The sequence below is a fragment of the Frankia sp. BMG5.23 genome (assembly GCF_000685765.2).
Classification (GTDB): Bacteria; Actinomycetota; Actinomycetes; order Frankiales; family Frankiaceae; genus Frankia; species Frankia casuarinae.
Genome location: NZ_JDWE01000044.1, coordinates 19,938 through 36,421 on the forward strand (window position 1 = coordinate 19,938; position 16,484 = coordinate 36,421).

The window sequence follows — 16,484 nt, forward strand, 5'->3', positions numbered from 1 at the left end:
GCCCGGTACCGGTCCGGCACCTGGCCCCGGCACCGGTCCGGCACTGACCTCCGCCCGCCTGGATCTCGGCGCATCGAAACGGAGCCGCACGTGGATTCCGCCGCACCGTCCCTGGGAGCACCGGATTGGCCCGCACGGTCCGACCCGGAGATGGAACCGCCCGGCCACACCCGGCTGCGCGGCCTGGTGAGCAAGGCGTTCACCCCGCGCACGATCGAGGGGATGCGGCCGTGGGCCGAGCAGGTCGTTGACGACCTGCTGAGCCGCCTCATCCAGCGGGGCCTGACGTCGCTGCCGCTGAGCCTCACTCCCGGAGGCGTCGCGTGAGCATCGAGACGACCGACCCGACGGCGAACGGGCGGACGACAGCCAGGCAGGCGGTGGGCCGGCAGGCGGCGCGGCAGGTGGTGGTCACCGGTCTCGGGGCCACGACACCGCTCGGCGGCGACGTCGCGTCGACGTGGAGCGGCGTGCTGGCCGGCCGATCCGGGATCCGCCGGCTCGATGAGCCGTGGGCGCAGTCGCTGCCGGTCCGCATCGCCGCGCCGGTGGCCGTCGAGCCGCAGCTTGGCCGGGTGGAGGCACGCACGCTCGACCGGGGGCAGCGGCTTGCCCTCGTCGCAGCCCGGGAAGCCTGGGCCGACGCGGGCACCCCCACGCCGGAGCCGGAACGTTTCGCCGTCGTCGTCGGTTCCGGGGTCGGCGGCCTCACCACCCTGCTCGACCAGTACGACGTGTTCCGGGAGCGCGGGGCGCGCCAGGTGTCCCCGCACCTGGTGCCGATGCTCATGCCGAACGGACCGGCCGCGGCGGTGGGTCTCGCGCTCGGTGCCCGCGCCGGGGTGCACGCTCCGGTGAGCGCCTGCGCGTCCGGTGCGGAGGCCATTGCCACCGCCGTCGACCTGATCCAGGCCGGTCGAGCGGATGTCGCCGTCGCCGGTGGCACGGAGGCCGCCGTCCATCCGCTCCCGCTCGTGGGATTCGCGCAGATGCAGGCGCTGTCCCGCCGTGAGGACCCGCCGGAGTCGGCGTCCCGGCCGTTCGACAAAGTCCGGGACGGATTCGTGCTCGGCGAGGGTGCCGGGATGTTCGTCCTGGAGGCCGCCGAGCACGCCCGCGCCCGCGGCGCCCGGGTCTACACGACCGTGGCCGGCGCTGGGGTCAGCGCCGACGCCTATCACGTCGCAGCCCCCGACCCGACGGGAGCCGGGGCGGCGCGGGCCGTGCGCCGGGCGTTGCACGCCGCCGGTCTTGACCCGGCGGACGTGGTGCACGTGAACGCGCATGCCTCGGGGACACCGGCTGGCGATCTCGCCGAGAGCCGTGCGCTGCGCGGCGCGCTGGGCGCGGCGCTCGACGGTGTCGCGGTGACGTCGACGAAGTCGATGACCGGACATCTGCTGGGCGCGGCCGGCGCGGTGGAGGCGCTGCTCTGCGTGCTGACGTTGCGGGAGCGGACGGTCCCGGCGACCCGCAACCTCGAGGCGATCGACGACGAGATCACGCTGGACGTGGTGACGATGGACAACAGGCCGATCCGGACCGGCGCGGCGCTGTCGACGTCGTTCGGCTTCGGCGGCCACGATGTCTGCCTCGCCTTCACCCCCTGGCCCTGACCGTCGGTCGCCTCGCCGTGGTCGGTACGTCTGCCCGAGCGGACACCGGACGGCCATGGCGGGAGCATCGGGTGCGCACGATGCTCAGAAAGTCGCCATGCACATGTTGCCAAAGATCCGACTAGCCGTAACCATTGGCCCGTGATGTCCTACGAACAGGTACTGCAGGTGTCCGATCCGCTCGAGCGAGCCGCGTTGGCAGATGATCTGATGTGGGCTGACCATCCGCGCAGACTGGATCTGCGCACAGCACGTGGGGTGGCCATTCGGGAGGCGTTGGAGGCGGGGCGGTCGCCCGACGACGTCGCCCGCCGACTCGTCGTCACCGTGGCCGATCTGACCTGGATGGCCGCGCCTGCGGCATCCGCCGTAGCTTGATCCGTCGAGGGCCGGTCGGACAACGGCGTCCGCCGACCCGAACCCCACTGTCGGTTGTCCACCCTCGGAACCGTGCCGTCACCCACGGCCTTTCAGGGCCGCAGTCGGAACGGTGGGTAGTCGTCCGTGGTCAGAATGACCGCGTAGCAGACCACCCGGTTCGTCCAGCGCAGCACGCCGACGACGAAGTCGAACAGTCCCCGCGGGAGGCGTCCGGTGAGGAGCACGGCGAACCAGCCGACGATCATCGCCGCCACCGTCGCGATATACAGGAAGAACAGCGCGATGTAGTGCGGGACCGCCAGCAGCCACTTGACCAGGGGCAGCCAGCGGTTCAGACGCGCGGCGTCCGGATAGGGAATCGTCAAGTGGACGGCCTGTTCGTCCTCCGTCGAGGGATATTCGTCCCGCAGCAGGGTGAGATAGGCCACGACCCGGTTCGTGAAACTCAGTAGAGCGACATTCCAGTCGAACCACCACCGCGGGTACCTCTGCCGGAAAAGAATCAGCAGCAGGGGAGCGAAGAACAGCAGCCCGCCGCCGAACATCGCACTGTTTCTGCCGTATCCCGTACCGCCGACCGCCGCGAGGACGACCGCGATCGGGATGACCGTGATAATTCGAAAGAACACGGTGAGTCGATCGCGCTCCCCTGTCGGGTAGTCGATCTCGAAGGACACCGGATGGCCGGGGTGCCGCGGCTCTACGCTAAATGTCCCCTGGTCGGTCATGGCTGCTCCCTGGTAAATCGGTAACCTCGTCCTGCCGGCTTATTTTCGGTCAGCGGTGCCGGGTGCGAGAGAGCCATGAGTCCCCCTTTTTCGGTCGGATCGGACCGAGGCGGCCACGGCGAACCATCCGGCTGACGGTGTTCCTTGCCGCCACCCCTGCCACCAGCAAGATTGGTGCGGAATATATTCTTTTGCGCAGTCTTGTCGTCTTTATGGAGAAGGGGATATCGAGAAGGGGAGGCTGTCAGCGCGATGACGACGGCCATGATCTGTCAGGCCGCCCGAGAGGACTGTCCCCGACACCGGGCGGTAGTCCCCGACCCCGGGCGGGTAGGGAGACCGACGGGCCGGCCGCGAGCGGGGTGCTCTGTGGGGCTGCCCGGGCCCCGAGGAGCCGTGGATGCACGAGCTGGCGATCACCCAGAACGTCGTGGACACGATCGTGGAACGGATCGGGGCAGCGCGGGCCACGGCGGTTCACCTGGTCATCGGGCGGGTGTCCGGCGTCGTGCCCGACTCCGTCCGATTCTGTTTCGACCTGGTGGCAGCGGGCACGCCGGTCGAAGGCGCTCGCCTGGAGATCGACGAACCGCCGGGCCGTGCCCGTTGCCGGCGGTGCGGCGCCACGTTCGAGGCCGACGATCGCCTGCTCCTGGTGCTCTGCCCGTGCGGCAGCGCCGACGTCGAGGTGGTCGGTGGCGACGAGCTGATGATCGTTACGGTCGAGGTGACACCCGTGCCGAGCGGCGGAGGTGATGTGGGATGTGTGGAACCTGCGGGTGTGACGACGTCGCGGCGCCGCCCCGGCTGACCTCCCTCGACGGGGTCGACCCCGTCGACCCCGTCCTCGTCGGTCCCGGCCCGGCGCTTGCCGGCCACGCGCCTGACGGGGGGACCACGTCGCGCACCGTGGTTGTCGAGGAGCGGATGCTGGCCAGGAACGACATGCTCGCCGAGGCGAACCGCCGCCGCCTGCTCGCCCGTGACGTGCTGGCGATCAACCTGATGGGCTCGCCGGGATCGGGCAAGACGACGCTGCTGGAGCGGACCGTCCGCGAGTTCGGCGTGGGCGTGCCGATCGCGGTGGTTGAAGGTGATCAGGAGAGTATCCGCGACGCCGAGCGCATCCGGTCCACGGGCGCTCCCGTCGTCCAGATCAACACCGGCCGTGGCTGCCACCTCGATGCGGCCATGATCGACTGTGCGCTGCGTGAGCTCGAACCAGCAGAGGATTCGATGGTGTTCATCGAGAACGTCGGCAATCTGGTCTGCCCGGCGCTGTTCGACCTGGGCGAGCGAGCCCGGGTGGTGCTGATGTCCGTCACCGAAGGCGAGGACAAGCCGACCAAGTATCCGCACATGTTCGCGGCTGCCGATCTCGTCCTGCTCACCAAGTGCGACCTGCTGCCCTACCTCGACGTTGAGGTCGCGCGGTACGAGGCGCAGGTTCACCGGATCAATCCCCGGGTCGACGTACTGCGCGTCCGCGCGACCCCGGGATCGGGGCCGGGTCTGAGGCCGGGGCCTGGCCTGGGCCAGTGGTACGCCTGGCTGCGCGCCGAGCGGGGTGCCGGCCACCGCCCGCGGTCGAGCGGGCCGTCTCACGGTGTTTGAGGCCGCGGCACCCGGGCAACCCGTCGAAGAATAGCTACGAGTGTTCTCGTAACTGCATATAGCCATAATGCGTAGTTACATGTGGTTACAGTACGGTGGGCATCGTCCCCAGGGGTGGTGCCACGGCTCCGCCGAAGGGGGACTGTCATGCTGCTCGCGGGTTCGTCCTGTCCTGGGCATCGCTCGCCATGACGGCGCCCAGCGCGCGGACCACCCTTCACGTGGACGTGGGGGCCGGCACCGGTGCCGACGAGGCCGGTGGGAGCTGTCCCGCCGGTTTCGCGTCGGCCCGTGCAGTGGCTGACGCGGTGCTGTACGAGGGCTATCTGCTCTATCCGTATCGCCGCTCCTCGGGCAAGAACCGGATGCGGTGGCAGTTCGGGGTGCTCGCGCCGCGGCGTTGGGTCGAGGCGGGTGGGCCGGTTCCACGGACCGTCGCCGGATCGACGGATGCGTGGTGCCAGCAGACCGACTGTCTTCTCGAGCTGTCCCCGACCGCCTCGGTTGTCGTCCGGCTGCGCTTTCTGCAACTCCAGCGCCGTTCGGTCGAGGTCAGAGGGGCCGATGGTGCGTTCGGCGAGGTCGACGCGCTGAAGGCGGACGGCGCTGCTCGGCTGAGTTTCGACGAGGCGGTGCCGCGCGAGGCCGGTCTCACCCTCGACCTGGCCGACCTGGCCGACCTGGCCGACCTGGCTGACCTGGCCGACCCGGCCGACCCGGCTGTGCGGGGCCGGTCGGCGGAACAGGCTGATCGTGGAGAGTCGTTCAGCCTGAGCCTGCCCGGTGGCATGGAGATCGAGCCGTTGGATGATCGCGGCAACCCGGCGGGCCGCGACGTTGGGCGCGGCGGTGCGGCTCGGGTGGTTCGCCGGCGGTGGCCGGTCTCGGCGACGGTCCGGGTGTCCGTGACGCGGGCTGCGGCTCCCTTCCGGCTGTACCGGCTGCGCCTGGTCGTCGAGAACACGGTGGCGGACGTCCCCGCCGGCGCCGCGCGACCGATGGCGCTGCGCCGATCGATGATCGCGACACACAGCCTCCTGGGTGCGTGCGGGGGACGGTTCCTCTCGCTGCTCGATCCGCCGACCTGGGCCGCCGGGGCGACACGGGAGTGTGAGAACATCCACACCTTCCCCGTTCTCGCCGGTGCCGACGGAGCGCCGGACGTGATGCTGTCCTCGCCGATCATCCTGTACGACCATCCCCGGATCGCCCCCGAGAGCCCGGGTGACCTCTTCGACGCCACCGAGATCGATGAAATCCTCTCGCTGCGCACGCTGGCTCTGACCGACGACGAGAAACACGAGGCTCGGGCGACCGATCGCCGCGCCGCGGAGATTATCGACCGGGTCGACGGGATCCCGCGGGACACACTCGCCCGCCTGCATGGCGCCGTCCGGTCGCTGCGACCGGTTCCGTCGGTCGGGGCCGCGCCGGCCGGCGTACCGGTTGCCGCCGCGACCACGCGATGGTGGGAGCCGGAGGCGGACCGGTCGGTCCGTCCGGACAGTGACAGTGTTTCCCTGGACGGCGTGATGATCGCTAAGGGCAGCCGGGTCCGGCTGCATCCCCGTGACCGTGGAAGCAGCTGTGGAAGCGACGCGCACGACATGTTTCTCAGGGGGCGCGAGGCCCGGGTTCAGGCCGTCTTTCTGGACGTTGACGGCGCCTGGCACGTCGCGGTGTCCCTGGACGACGACCCGGCCGCCGAACTGCACCGGTGGTACGGCCGTCATTACTACTTCGCACCCGAGGAGCTGGCACCGCTCACCGACGGACCGGGTGCGTCATGATCGGGCCGGCGCCCACCCGCGTGGGTCCGCCCGCGGGTTCCTCCGCGGGTCCACCGCGCGTCCTCGTCGCCGGGATCGGCAACGTGTTCCTCGGCGACGACGGATTCGGGGTGGAGGTTGTGCGCCGCATCGACCCGGCGGACCTGCCGGCCGGGGTGGACGTCGTCGACTACGGGATCCGCGGCGTGCATCTCGCCTATGAGCTCCTCGACGGCCGGTACGACGTGGTGATCCTCGTCGACGCGGTCCCGTCGACCGATCCACCGGGGACTCTCGTGGTGCTCCGGCCCGAACTTGACGGGGCCGGCGTCAACGACATTCCCGTTGACGACATCCCCCCCGTCGATGACATCCCCCTCATGGACGCCCATGGCATGTCTCCCGACGTGGTCCTGCGGTTGCTGCGGGGCCTCGGTGGCGATGTCGGCCGAGTGCTGGTCGTCGGCTGCCGACCCGCCGTCGTCGAGGAGCGGATGGGACTGTCCCGCGCCGCGGGGGCTGCCGTCGGCGACGCGGTGCGGCTCATCGCGCAGATCGTCCGAGACCCCGGCTCGTGGGGTCCATCCCCAGCATCCGCCAGTAGGAGGGAGGGGCCGAGATGACGGCCACGAACCCGCAGTCCGGGAGCTCGCGACGCGGCGGTTTCGACGAGGTGCACATCCTCTGGATCTCCGAGGGGATGAGCTGCGACGGCGACACGGTGTCGGTGACCGCGGCCTCCCAGCCAGCGATCGAGGATGTCGTCACCGGGCTCGTGCCGGGGTTGCCGACGGTCCATCTGCATAACAAGGTGCTGTCGCCGACCGTCGGCGGGGAGGAGTTCCTGGCCCCGTACCGAGCCGCGGCCCGCGGTGACATCGAGCCGTTCATCCTCGTCATCGAGGGCTCGATTCCGAACGAGAACATCCACGGCGACGGGTACTGGACGTCGTTCGGGAACGATCCGGACACCGGCCAGCCGCTGACCCTGAACTGGTGGATCGACCGGCTGGCACCCAGGGCGTGGGCGGTCGTCGCGATCGGCACCTGCGCCGCGTACGGCGGGATCCACGCGATGGCCGGCAACCCGACCGGGTCGATGGGCCTTGCCGACTACCTGGGCCATGACTTCACCTCCGCCGGCAACCTGCCGATTGTCAACGTCCCCGGCTGCCCGGTTCAACCGGACGACTTCATGGAGACGCTGACCTGGGTGCTTTACCACGCGGCGGGCACGGCACCGCCGCCACCGCTGGACGACCAACTCCGACCCCAGTGGATCTTCGGTCGGACCGTGCACGAGGGCTGTGACCGGGCGGGCTACTACGAACAGGCCGATTTCGCGAAGGACTACAACTCGCCGAAGTGTCAGGTGAAGATTGGCTGCTGGGGTCCGGTGGTGAACTGCAACGTGCCCAAGCGCGGGTGGATGGGCGGGCTGGGCGGCTGCCCGAACGTGGGCGGCATCTGCATTGCCTGCACGATGCCGGGATTCCCGGACAAGTTCATGCCGTTCATGGACATGCCGCCGGGAGGGAGCCTGTCCTCGCGCGCGATCAAACCCTACGGGTCGTTCATCCGCAGGCTGCGTGGCATCACCAATGCGACGGCGAACACCGAGCCGAAGTGGCGGCACAACCGGGAGCTGCTGACCACCGGCTACGACCCGCATTACCGCCCCTAGGACCGGGCCGGAGCCCACGTCGGCGAGACGGCAGGCGGGGCGGCACACCCGGTCTGTCCGGGCCGGGCCCAGCGATGCCGGAGGGAGTGTGCGATGACGACGACCAGGCAGTCGAGAACCGGGGAGAAGCCCGCCCAGATCGTGGAGATGGCGTGGGACCCGATCACGCGCATCATCGGCAACCTCGGGATCTACACGAAGATCGACTTTGCCAACCGGCGGGTCACCGAGTGTCACAGCACCTCGTCGCTGTTCCGCGGCTATTCGGTGTTCATGAAGGGCAAGGATCCGCGGGACGCGGGTTTCATCACCAGCCGCATCTGCGGCATCTGTGGGGACAACCACACCACCTGCTCGGTCTACGCCCAGAACATGGCGTACGGCATCGCGAACCCGCCGATGGCGGAATGGATCATCAATCTCGGAGAGGCCGCCGAGTACCTGTTCGATCACACGATCTTCCAGGACAACCTGGTGTTCGTGGACTTCTGCGAGGCGATGGTCAAGCAGACCAATCCCGGCGTGCTGGCCCGGGCAGAGGCCACCGCCGCACCGAACGCGGCCGTGCACGGGATGCGGACTATCGCTGACATCATGCGTTCGTTCAACCCGTTCGAGGGGGAGATCTACCGGGAGGCCCTCAAGGTTAGCCGGATCACCCGCGAGATGTTCTGCCTGATGGAGGGCAGGCACGTGCACCCCTCCACGCTGTATCCGGGCGGGGTCGGCACGATGCCGGAACCGACGGTGTTCACCGACTACCTCAGCCGGCTGATGGAGATCCTTGATTTCGTCAAGAAGGCCGTCGCGTTGAACGACGACCTGTTCGACTTCTGGTACGAGGCGCTGCCCGGTTACGAGGAGGTCGGCCGCCGCCGGGTGCTGCTGGGCTGCTGGGGCGCGTTCCAGGATCCGAACGTCGTGGACTACCGGTACGAGAACATGACCACCTGGGGCCGGGCGATGCACGTGACACCCGGGATCGTCGTCGACGGCGATCTGCTGACCACCGACCTGGTGGAGATCAATCTGGGTATCCGGATCCTGCTGGGCAGTTCCTTCTACCAGGACTGGGTGAACGAGGAGCCGTTCGTCACCCGGGATCCGCTCGGAAATCCGGTCGACATGCGCCATCCGTGGAACCAGACGACGCTGCCGGTGCCGCAGAAGCGGGACTTCGGGGAGAAGTACAGCTGGGTGATGAGCCCGCGGTGGCTTGACGCCCGCAGCGGCGAGCATCTCGCCCTGGATACCGGGGGAGGGCCCTTCGCTCGGCTTTACACCACGGCACTCGCCGGACTGGTGAACACCCCCTACGTCACCGCGACCGGGGGCGCGGTGAACATCTCGCTGCCGCGCAGCCGCACGCTGCCCGCCGTCGACCTGCAGTGGAAGCCGCCGGCCTGGTCGAACGCGATCGAGCGGGACCGGGCCCGTGTCTACTTCGTCGCCTACGCGGCGGCGATGGCGCTGTACTTCCTCGAGCAGGGCATGGATCGGGTGCGCTCGGGTGACACCCGGGTGTTCTGCGACTTCGACGTGCCGGACGAGACGATCGGCTGCGGTTTCCACGAGGCGGTGCGCGGCGTGCTGTCGCACCACATGGTGGTGCGCGACGGCAAGATCGCAAATTATCACCCCTACCCGCCGACGCCGTGGAACGGCAGCCCCCGCGACTTCTTCGGAACTCCGGGCCCCTACGAGGACGCGGTACAGAACATGCCGATCTTCGAGGAGAACGGTCCGGAGGGGTTCAAGGGCGTTGATGTGATGCGGACGGTGCGCAGCTTCGACCCCTGCCTGCCCTGCGGGGTGCACATGTATCTCGGTCGGGGCCGCACCCTGCGCACGGTGCACTCGCCGATGTTCGGGGCCAGCCATGGTTGATCCGGACGGCGCGGGTGGGCACCGGCTCGACGATCTCGCTGTGCGGGGCCGGCTCGCCCACCTCGACGAGGTGCTGGCGCAGGTGGAGCGCATTCCGGGGCCGAGTGGTGAGCTGGCGATCGACGCGGTGGCAACACTCGCGGCGGTGTACGGCGAGGCGCTGGCCCGAGCCGTCGGATACGCGTCGGGAGCCCCGGAGGTGCTCGCCGCGTTCACCGGCGACGAGCTGCTCGACCATCTGCTCGTCCTGCACGACGTCCATCCTGAGCCGGTCGGGGCCCGGGTCGCGCGGGCGATCGAGCAGCTTCGACCCGCAGTCCGGGACCGGGGTGGGGAGATCGAGCTGAGTGGGATCGAACGGGGGGTGGCCGAGGTCCGGCTGACCCTCGGCGGGTGTGGCTCGACCTCGGCGGGGGTCACCGAGGCGGTTCGCCAGGCCGTGCTCGCCGTCGCGCCGGAGCTGTCCGACGTCCGGCGCCTACCCGCGCCGGGTGAACCCGAGCGGACCGCCTTCGTTCCCCTCGACACCGTGCTCGCCCGGCCCGTCGCCGACGGGGTGGGTCCATGACGGCCCCGATGTCCCCGACGGCCGACGGCGCGTTGCGGCGGCTTGTGCGCGCCGCGACCGACCGCGCCGGCGCGGCCGAGGCCCGCTGCGACATGTGCCGGACCGCCGTGCCGGCGGAGCATCGGCACATCCTCGACGAACAACGCGACGAGCTGCTCTGCGCCTGCCAGGCGTGCGCGCTGCTGTTCGACCGGGAGGCGGCCGGACGTGGGCACTTCCGGCTCGTTCCCCGGCGACGGCTGCGGCTTCCCGCACTCGACGCGGACGAGCTGGGTACCCCGGTGGGGTTGGCGTTCTTCGTCGTCGGGACCGACGGCTCGGTCAGCGCCCGCTATCCCAGCCCGATGGGCGCCACCCGCTGGGGCGTCGCGCCCGGCACGTGGCGCGGCATCGTGCGGCGCTGCCCGGCGCTGGGTGACCTGACACCGCTGGTCGAGGCGCTGCTGACGAACACTACCCACGGCCGCCACGAGCACTGGATCGTTCCCGTCGACGACTGTCACCGGCTCGTGGCGGTCATCCGGCGGGAGTGGAGGGGCCTGTCCGGAGGCCTGCGCGTGTGGCCGGCGATCGACGGGTTCTTCGCCGATCTCGGCCGCCGGCCCGCAAGCCCGGTGCGGGCCGCACGGCCGGTGCATCTCACGGGCCAGGGCCGCGCTGGCCCCGCGGGGCGGGGCTGAGAGGAAAGAGAGGGAGGGCAGGACGAGATGGCCGAGATCCGGGTCGGTAAGCCCGACGTCGCGCCGGACGCCACCGCGCACGTCAAGGGGGTTGCACAGGGCAACGCGACCGGTTCGTACCGATGGCAGGTGGGGCACCACGCCGATGGCAGCGCCGACGCTCGGCGCTCCACCGGCGTCCGACCGAAGAGGCGCAATCCCGTCGCGCCGAGGAGCATGCCCAACCTGCCGCCGGGGTAGCGCCCAGCAGGCGGCGCACCACCCGAAGCCCGCGGACACGCGTGGGAAAACGGTACCGAGGAGGTGGACATGAGTAGTCGCAAGCTGGTGCTGGCGACAGTCGGCGTGGCCGGTGCCGTCGGCCTATTCTGGAGGGAGTATCCGGCCCTCGTCCGATACATCAGGATCGAGAAGATGTGATGGCGGACGGCACGGCGGGCCGCATGACCCGGCCGGTGCTCTCGGTGGGCGGGGCCGGTGAACCGAGCCGGGAGGCCGGCCCAGGCGGCCGGGCCCGGCGACGGTTCGTCGTCCAGGGGCTGGTCCAGGGGGTCGGCTTCCGGCCGTTCGTCCACGCCGCCGCGACGGAGCTGGCTCTGACCGGCTGGGTGCGCAACGACACCGGCGGCGTGGTCGCGGAGGTCGAGGGAACCCCCGGCGCAGTCGAGGACTTCGCCCGCCGGCTTCGCTGCGACGTGCCGCCGCTGGCCATGGTCGAGCGGGTCGTGACCACGGAACTTCCGCCCTGCGGCGGATCCGGCTTCGCGATCGTCCGATCCCGGCCGGCCGCGGGTGGGCGTACGGCGGCGGCCCCCGACGTGGCGACATGCCCGGATTGCCTGCGGGAACTGGCCGATCCCGCGGACCGGCGTTACCGGCATCCGTTCATCACGTGCACCAACTGCGGACCCAGGTTCACGATCATCACCGACCTTCCCTACGACCGGCCGGCAACGACGATGGCCCGGTTCGCCATGTGCCCCGTGTGTGAGCGGGAGTACTCCGATCCGGCCGACCGACGTTTCCATGCCCAGCCGATCGCCTGCCCGGCGTGCGGACCGCGCCTGGAGTTCGTGTCGCCGTTGGGCGCGCCGCGGACCGGCGAGGACGCGCTCGCCGCGGCGCGGCGGCTGCTCGCCGACGGTGGCGTCCTGGCGGTGAAGGGGGTGGGCGGCTACCACCTCGCCTGCGTCGCCACCGACCCGACGGCGGTGACGACCCTGCGACGCCGCAAACGGCGCGGCGGCAAGCCGTTCGCCGTCATGGTCCACGACCTGGCTGCGGCCCGGGCCCTGGCGCATGTCGACGAGCGGGAGGCGGCCCTGCTCACCGACCCCGCTCGGCCCATCGTGCTGGTGCGCCGCCGTCGCGACGGCCGTCCCGCGCTCGCCGACTCCGTTGCCCCGGACAACCCCGATCTCGGTCTGCTGCTGCCCTACACGCCGGTGCACCATCTGCTGCTCGGCCTGCCAGGCGAGCCCGTGCCCCTCCATCGAACCGTCGGCACCGCCGGATGGCCGCCGTTGGTGATGACCTCCGGGAACCTCGGCGGCGAGCCGATCGCGGCCGAGGACACCGACGCCCTGCGCCGGCTCGCCCCGCTTGTCGATGGCTGGCTGCGCCACGACCGTCCGATCCGGGTGCCCTGCGACGACTCCGTTGTCCGGGTGGTCGATGGTGCCCCGTCGCCGGTACGCCGCTCGCGTGGCTACGCGCCGTTGCCGGTGCCGCTGCCGTTCGAGGTGCCCCCGACGCTGGCCGTCGGGGCCGACCTCAAGAACACCTGCGGCCTGGGCGCGGGCCGGTCGGCCTGGCTCAGCGGGCACATCGGGGACATGGACGACCTGGCCACCCTGCGCGCCTTCGACGCCGCCGAGCGGCACCTCGAGCACCTGACCGGCGTCACCCCCCGCCAGCTCGTCACCGACGCGCATCCGGGCTATCGGTCGCGCCAGTGGGCTGTGCGGCACGCCGCCGGCCGACCGATACGGACCGTGCAGCATCACCATGCCCATGTGGCCGCGCTGATGGCCGAGCACGGCCTCGACGGCACCCGGCCGGTGGTGGGATTCGCCTTTGACGGGACCGGCTACGGCCCCGACCGGGCCGTGTGGGGCGGCGAGGTGCTGATCGCCGACTACCGCGGGTTCCGGCGCTTCGCCCACCTGGGCTATGTGCCGCTTGCCGGTGGGGACGCCGCGGTTCGGCGGCCCTGCCGGATGGCGCTCGCCCATCTGCACGCCGCCGGAGTCCGCTGGGATCCCACCCTGCCGCCGGTCGTCGCCTGCCCGCAGCCGGAGCGGCGGGTGCTGACCCACCAGCTGGCCAGCGGGCTGGGCTGCGTGCCGACCTCCAGCATGGGGCGGCTCTTCGACGCGGTCAGCTCGCTGCTCGGCATCCGTCACGAGGTCGACTTCGAGGCGCAGGCGGCGATCGAGCTGGAGGCCCGGGCGCGCACCGCGGCCGGCGGCGGCGCGGACGACCGCGAACGCCACGCGTTCGCCCTGCGCGGGCAGGGGCTGGGCAGGCCGCTGATTATCGACCCGGCGCCGGTCATCCGGGCGATGGTGAGGGATCTGTCGGCCGGGCTCGCCGTGGACATCGCCGCGGTCCGTTTCCACATAGCCGTCGTGGCGATGATCGTGGACCTCGCCCGGCGGGCACGCGGCGAGGTGGGCCTTGACCTGGTCGGACTCACCGGCGGGGTCTTCCAGAACGCCGTTCTGACGACGGCTGCATCCAGGGCACTGCATGCGGGGGGCTTCACGGTGCTGCGGCATGCGCGGGTACCTCCGAATGACGGGGGGATCGCTCTCGGTCAGCTGCTCGTCGCCGCAGCGCGGGAGAAGACGCGGGAAAAGGGGTGAGGAACAGGTGTGTCTCGCGGTTCCAGGACGGGTGGTGGGGATCGAGGAACGCCACGGGGCCCGGATGGCCGAGGTCGATTTCGGGGGTGTGCGCAAGGACGTCTGCCTGCAGTACCTGCCCGAGGTCATGGTCGGCGAGTACGTGATCGTGCATGTGGGGTTCGCGATCCAACGGCTGGACGAACGCTCGGCGGTGGAGTCGCTGGCCACCTTCGCGCGGATGGGACTCCTGACCGAGGAGCTGGGTGACGGTGCGGCCGGTGTGAGTGCCACGGCCCGCGGGGCCGGCGAGGAGGGGGTGACGCGGTGAGGTATCTGGAGGAGTTCCGGGATCCGGAGCTGGCCGGTCGGCTGCTGGAACAGATCCACGCGACGACGACTCGCCCATGGTCGATCATGGAGGTCTGCGGTGGGCAGACTCACTCGCTCATCCGGCACGGTATCGATCAGCTTCTGCCCGAGGGCATCGAGATGATCCACGGCCCCGGCTGCCCGGTGTGCGTGACCCCGCTTGAGATCATCGACAGGGCGCTGGAGATCGCCGCACGGCCGGGCGTCATCTTCTGCTCCTTCGGCGACATGCTGCGGGTGCCGGGGAGCGATCGGGACCTCTTCCGGGTGAAGAGCGCGGGCGCCGACGTCCGGGCGGTCTACTCCCCGCTGGACGCCCTGACGATCGCCCAGCGCAACCCCGATCGGGAGGTCGTGTTCTTCGGGATCGGATTCGAGACCACCGCGCCGGCCAACGCGATGACGGTCTTCCAGGCGAAACGGCTCGACTTGGGCAACTTCTCCCTGCTGGTGTCGCACGTGCTGGTACCGCCGGCGATTGCCGCGATCATGGAGTCGCCGAGCTGCCGCGTCCAGGGGTTCCTGGCCGCTGGTCACGTCTGCAGCGTGATGGGCACCGGCGAGTACCCGGCCCTGGCACGGCGTTACGGCGTGCCGATCGTGGTCACCGGCTTCGAACCACTCGACCTCCTCGAGGGCATCCGCCGCACCGTGGTGCAGCTGGAGGCCGGCCGACACGAGGTGGAGAACGCCTATCCCCGAGCGGTTCCGGCAGCCGGCAACCCGGCCGCCATCGCGATGCTGCGGGATGTTTTCGAGGTGGCCGACCGGGCCTGGCGGGGCATCGGTGTCATCCCGGGCAGCGGCTGGCGCCTGTCGCCGGCCTACCGCGACTTCGACGCGGAGCTGCGGTTTGCCGTCGCGGATGTCCACACGGCCGAGTCGTCGGCGTGCCGATCGGGCGAGGTGCTCCAAGGCCTGATCAAGCCGCATGAGTGCGCGGCCTTCGGACGGCAGTGCACTCCGCGGACCCCGCTCGGCGCGACCATGGTGTCCTCCGAAGGGGCCTGTGCCGCCTACTACCTCTACCGCCGGATGAGCACCTCCCCGGCGATTGCGCAGCCCCTGCCGGAAGCGGGACGTGCGCCGGAAGCGGGACATGTGCTGGAGGTGGGACATGGTGGATGAGGCCGCGACGGCGGTGGATCCGGCCGCGTGGACCTGCCCGGCGCCGTTGGTGGAGTGCCCCACGATCGTGATGGGGCATGGCGGCGGGGGGGCGATGTCGGCCGAACTCGTCGAGCATCTCTTCCTGCCGGCCTTCGCAGCCGCCGGCGCGGGCGGTCCGGAGGACCTGGGGGATGCGGCCGTGGTCACCGTCGACGGCGCACGGGTGTCGTTCACCACCGACTCCTACGTCGTTCGACCGTTGTTCTTCCCTGGCGGCTCGATCGGTGATCTTGCGGTCAACGGAACCGTCAACGACCTGGCGATGTCCGGCGCCGAACCCCGGTACCTCTCGACCGCATTCATCCTGGAAGAGGGCACCGAGCTGACCGATCTCGGCCGGGTGGCGGATGCGCTCGGAGCGGCGGCCCGTGCCGCGGGCGTCCGGCTGGTCACCGGCGACACCAAGGTCGTCGATGCCGGTCACGGTGATGGGGTCTACGTCAACACGGCGGGGATCGGCCTGGTTCCCGACGGCGTTGACATCCGGCCCGCTCGGGCCCGGCCGGGCGACGTCGTCCTGGTCAGCGGCGAGATCGGGCTGCACGGGATCGCCGTGCTCAGCTGCCGGGAGGGCCTGGAATTCGCCACGGAGGTCCGCAGTGACACCGCACCGTTGCACGGACTGGTCGGCGCCATGTTGCGCACCGGCGCGGACGTGCACGCCCTGCGGGACCCGACGCGCGGAGGACTGGCCGCGACACTCAACGAGATTGCGCGGACCGCGCGGGTGGGAATCGTCATCACCGAACGGCATGTTCCCGTTCCCGAGCCGGTCCTCGACGCCTGCAGCATTCTCGGGCTGGACCCCTTCTACATCGCCAACGAGGGCAAGCTCGTGGCGATGGTCGCGCCGCGGGACGCCGATCGGGTGCTCGAGGCGATGCGCGCGCGCCCACTCGGCCGAAACGCGGCTGTGATAGGTACGGTGACCGCGGAACACCCGGGAATGGTGGTCGCGAGGACCGTAAGTATTCGGCGATGGCGTGGAGGGGCTGGTTCCGCCGTGTGGCGGTGTCGTGGCTGTGGCGGGAGTCGGGCGGAGTGTCCGCGGGNTGCTGGTGGGGGGTTGTGGGCTCTTCGTGATACGTCGGGTGTAGTTCCTGATACCGAGGACGCTGGTGATGTGTCCTGGGTGGTGTGTCTGTTCTGTCTGTCACCGATGATGTCAC

At 70.4% G+C, this 16,484-nt stretch carries 16 protein-coding genes and 1 pseudogene; 16 read left to right on the top strand and 1 reads right to left on the bottom strand.

What is annotated here, in order from left to right; translation table 11 throughout:
- Window positions 1–90 precede the first annotated feature (90 nt).
- The 3 genes from BMG523DRAFT_RS27120 (at window position 91) to BMG523DRAFT_RS16850 (ending at window position 1,994) form a co-directional block, all read left to right on the top strand.
- A complete protein-coding gene (locus BMG523DRAFT_RS27120) occupies window positions 91–327 on the top strand; it encodes a hypothetical protein (RefSeq protein ID WP_011436367.1) in 237 nt (78 codons plus the stop codon).
- Between the two features lie 53 nt (window positions 328–380).
- Window positions 381–1,616, top strand: coding sequence for a beta-ketoacyl synthase (locus BMG523DRAFT_RS16845; RefSeq protein ID WP_035734092.1), 1,236 nt, complete (start codon window positions 381–383; stop codon window positions 1,614–1,616).
- A 144-nt stretch (window positions 1,617–1,760) separates the two neighbouring features.
- Entirely contained in the window at window positions 1,761–1,994 is a 234-nt protein-coding gene (locus BMG523DRAFT_RS16850; protein WP_023841713.1) for a hypothetical protein, read from the top strand.
- 92 nt (window positions 1,995–2,086) lie between these two features.
- Here the strand turns inward: BMG523DRAFT_RS16850 and BMG523DRAFT_RS16855 are convergent, their stop codons facing one another.
- Window positions 2,087–2,725: a DUF4389 domain-containing protein gene (locus tag BMG523DRAFT_RS16855; RefSeq protein ID WP_011436370.1), complete on the bottom strand. Its 639-nt coding sequence runs from the start codon at window positions 2,723–2,725 to the stop codon at window positions 2,087–2,089.
- A gap of 400 nt (window positions 2,726–3,125) precedes the next feature.
- Between BMG523DRAFT_RS16855 and BMG523DRAFT_RS16860 the strand changes: the two genes are divergently transcribed.
- The 13 genes and pseudogenes from BMG523DRAFT_RS16860 to hypE all read left to right on the top strand — a co-directional run.
- Window positions 3,126–3,536, top strand: a complete 411-nt coding sequence (locus BMG523DRAFT_RS16860) for a hydrogenase maturation nickel metallochaperone HypA (protein ID WP_011436371.1) — start codon at window positions 3,126–3,128, stop codon at window positions 3,534–3,536.
- Window positions 3,488–4,339, top strand: a complete 852-nt coding sequence (hypB, locus tag BMG523DRAFT_RS16865; RefSeq protein ID WP_011436372.1) for a hydrogenase nickel incorporation protein HypB — start codon at window positions 3,488–3,490, stop codon at window positions 4,337–4,339. The genes BMG523DRAFT_RS16860 and hypB overlap by 49 nt, the downstream gene beginning before the upstream one ends.
- A 188-nt stretch (window positions 4,340–4,527) precedes the next feature.
- On the top strand, window positions 4,528–6,129 hold the full coding sequence (locus tag BMG523DRAFT_RS16870) for a hypothetical protein (protein WP_043591599.1): 1,602 nt from the start codon (window positions 4,528–4,530) through the stop codon (window positions 6,127–6,129).
- Window positions 6,126–6,731: a hydrogenase maturation protease gene (locus tag BMG523DRAFT_RS16875; RefSeq protein WP_011436374.1), complete on the top strand. Its 606-nt coding sequence runs from the start codon at window positions 6,126–6,128 to the stop codon at window positions 6,729–6,731. The genes BMG523DRAFT_RS16870 and BMG523DRAFT_RS16875 overlap by 4 nt, the downstream gene beginning before the upstream one ends.
- Window positions 6,728–7,792 (top strand): hydrogenase expression protein HypE, encoded by a 1,065-nt coding sequence (locus BMG523DRAFT_RS16880; protein ID WP_011436375.1) that lies wholly within the window; start codon window positions 6,728–6,730, stop codon window positions 7,790–7,792. The genes BMG523DRAFT_RS16875 and BMG523DRAFT_RS16880 overlap by 4 nt, the downstream gene beginning before the upstream one ends.
- A 93-nt stretch (window positions 7,793–7,885) precedes the next feature.
- The gene (locus BMG523DRAFT_RS16885; RefSeq protein ID WP_011436376.1) at window positions 7,886–9,679 is read left to right on the top strand and encodes a nickel-dependent hydrogenase large subunit; all 1,794 of its coding nucleotides are present in this window, start codon (window positions 7,886–7,888) and stop codon (window positions 9,677–9,679) included.
- Window positions 9,672–10,247: a NifU family protein gene (locus BMG523DRAFT_RS16890; RefSeq protein ID WP_011436377.1), complete on the top strand. Its 576-nt coding sequence runs from the start codon at window positions 9,672–9,674 to the stop codon at window positions 10,245–10,247. Before BMG523DRAFT_RS16885 ends, BMG523DRAFT_RS16890 begins: the two co-directional genes overlap by 8 nt.
- Entirely contained in the window at window positions 10,244–10,927 is a 684-nt protein-coding gene (locus tag BMG523DRAFT_RS16895; protein WP_011436378.1) for a DUF5947 family protein, read from the top strand. Before BMG523DRAFT_RS16890 ends, BMG523DRAFT_RS16895 begins: the two co-directional genes overlap by 4 nt.
- A gap of 27 nt (window positions 10,928–10,954) precedes the next feature.
- Complete coding sequence (locus BMG523DRAFT_RS16900; RefSeq protein ID WP_023841716.1) at window positions 10,955–11,167, top strand: hypothetical protein; 213 nt, start codon at window positions 10,955–10,957, stop codon at window positions 11,165–11,167.
- Window positions 11,168–11,346: 179 nt separating this feature from the next.
- Window positions 11,347–13,794, top strand: a complete 2,448-nt coding sequence (hypF, locus tag BMG523DRAFT_RS16905; RefSeq protein WP_235463202.1) for a carbamoyltransferase HypF — start codon at window positions 11,347–11,349, stop codon at window positions 13,792–13,794.
- Window positions 13,795–13,801: 7 nt separating this feature from the next.
- On the top strand, window positions 13,802–14,104 hold the full coding sequence (locus BMG523DRAFT_RS16910; protein ID WP_011436380.1) for a HypC/HybG/HupF family hydrogenase formation chaperone: 303 nt from the start codon (window positions 13,802–13,804) through the stop codon (window positions 14,102–14,104).
- Window positions 14,101–15,273, top strand: a complete 1,173-nt coding sequence (hypD, locus tag BMG523DRAFT_RS16915) for a hydrogenase formation protein HypD (RefSeq protein ID WP_051623916.1) — start codon at window positions 14,101–14,103, stop codon at window positions 15,271–15,273. The genes BMG523DRAFT_RS16910 and hypD overlap by 4 nt, the downstream gene beginning before the upstream one ends.
- Window positions 15,263–16,279: pseudogene (gene hypE / locus BMG523DRAFT_RS16920) on the top strand (hydrogenase expression/formation protein HypE); the annotation flags it as partial. The gene hypD and the pseudogene hypE, both read left to right, overlap by 11 nt.
- Between the last annotated feature and the right edge of the window lie 205 nt (window positions 16,280–16,484).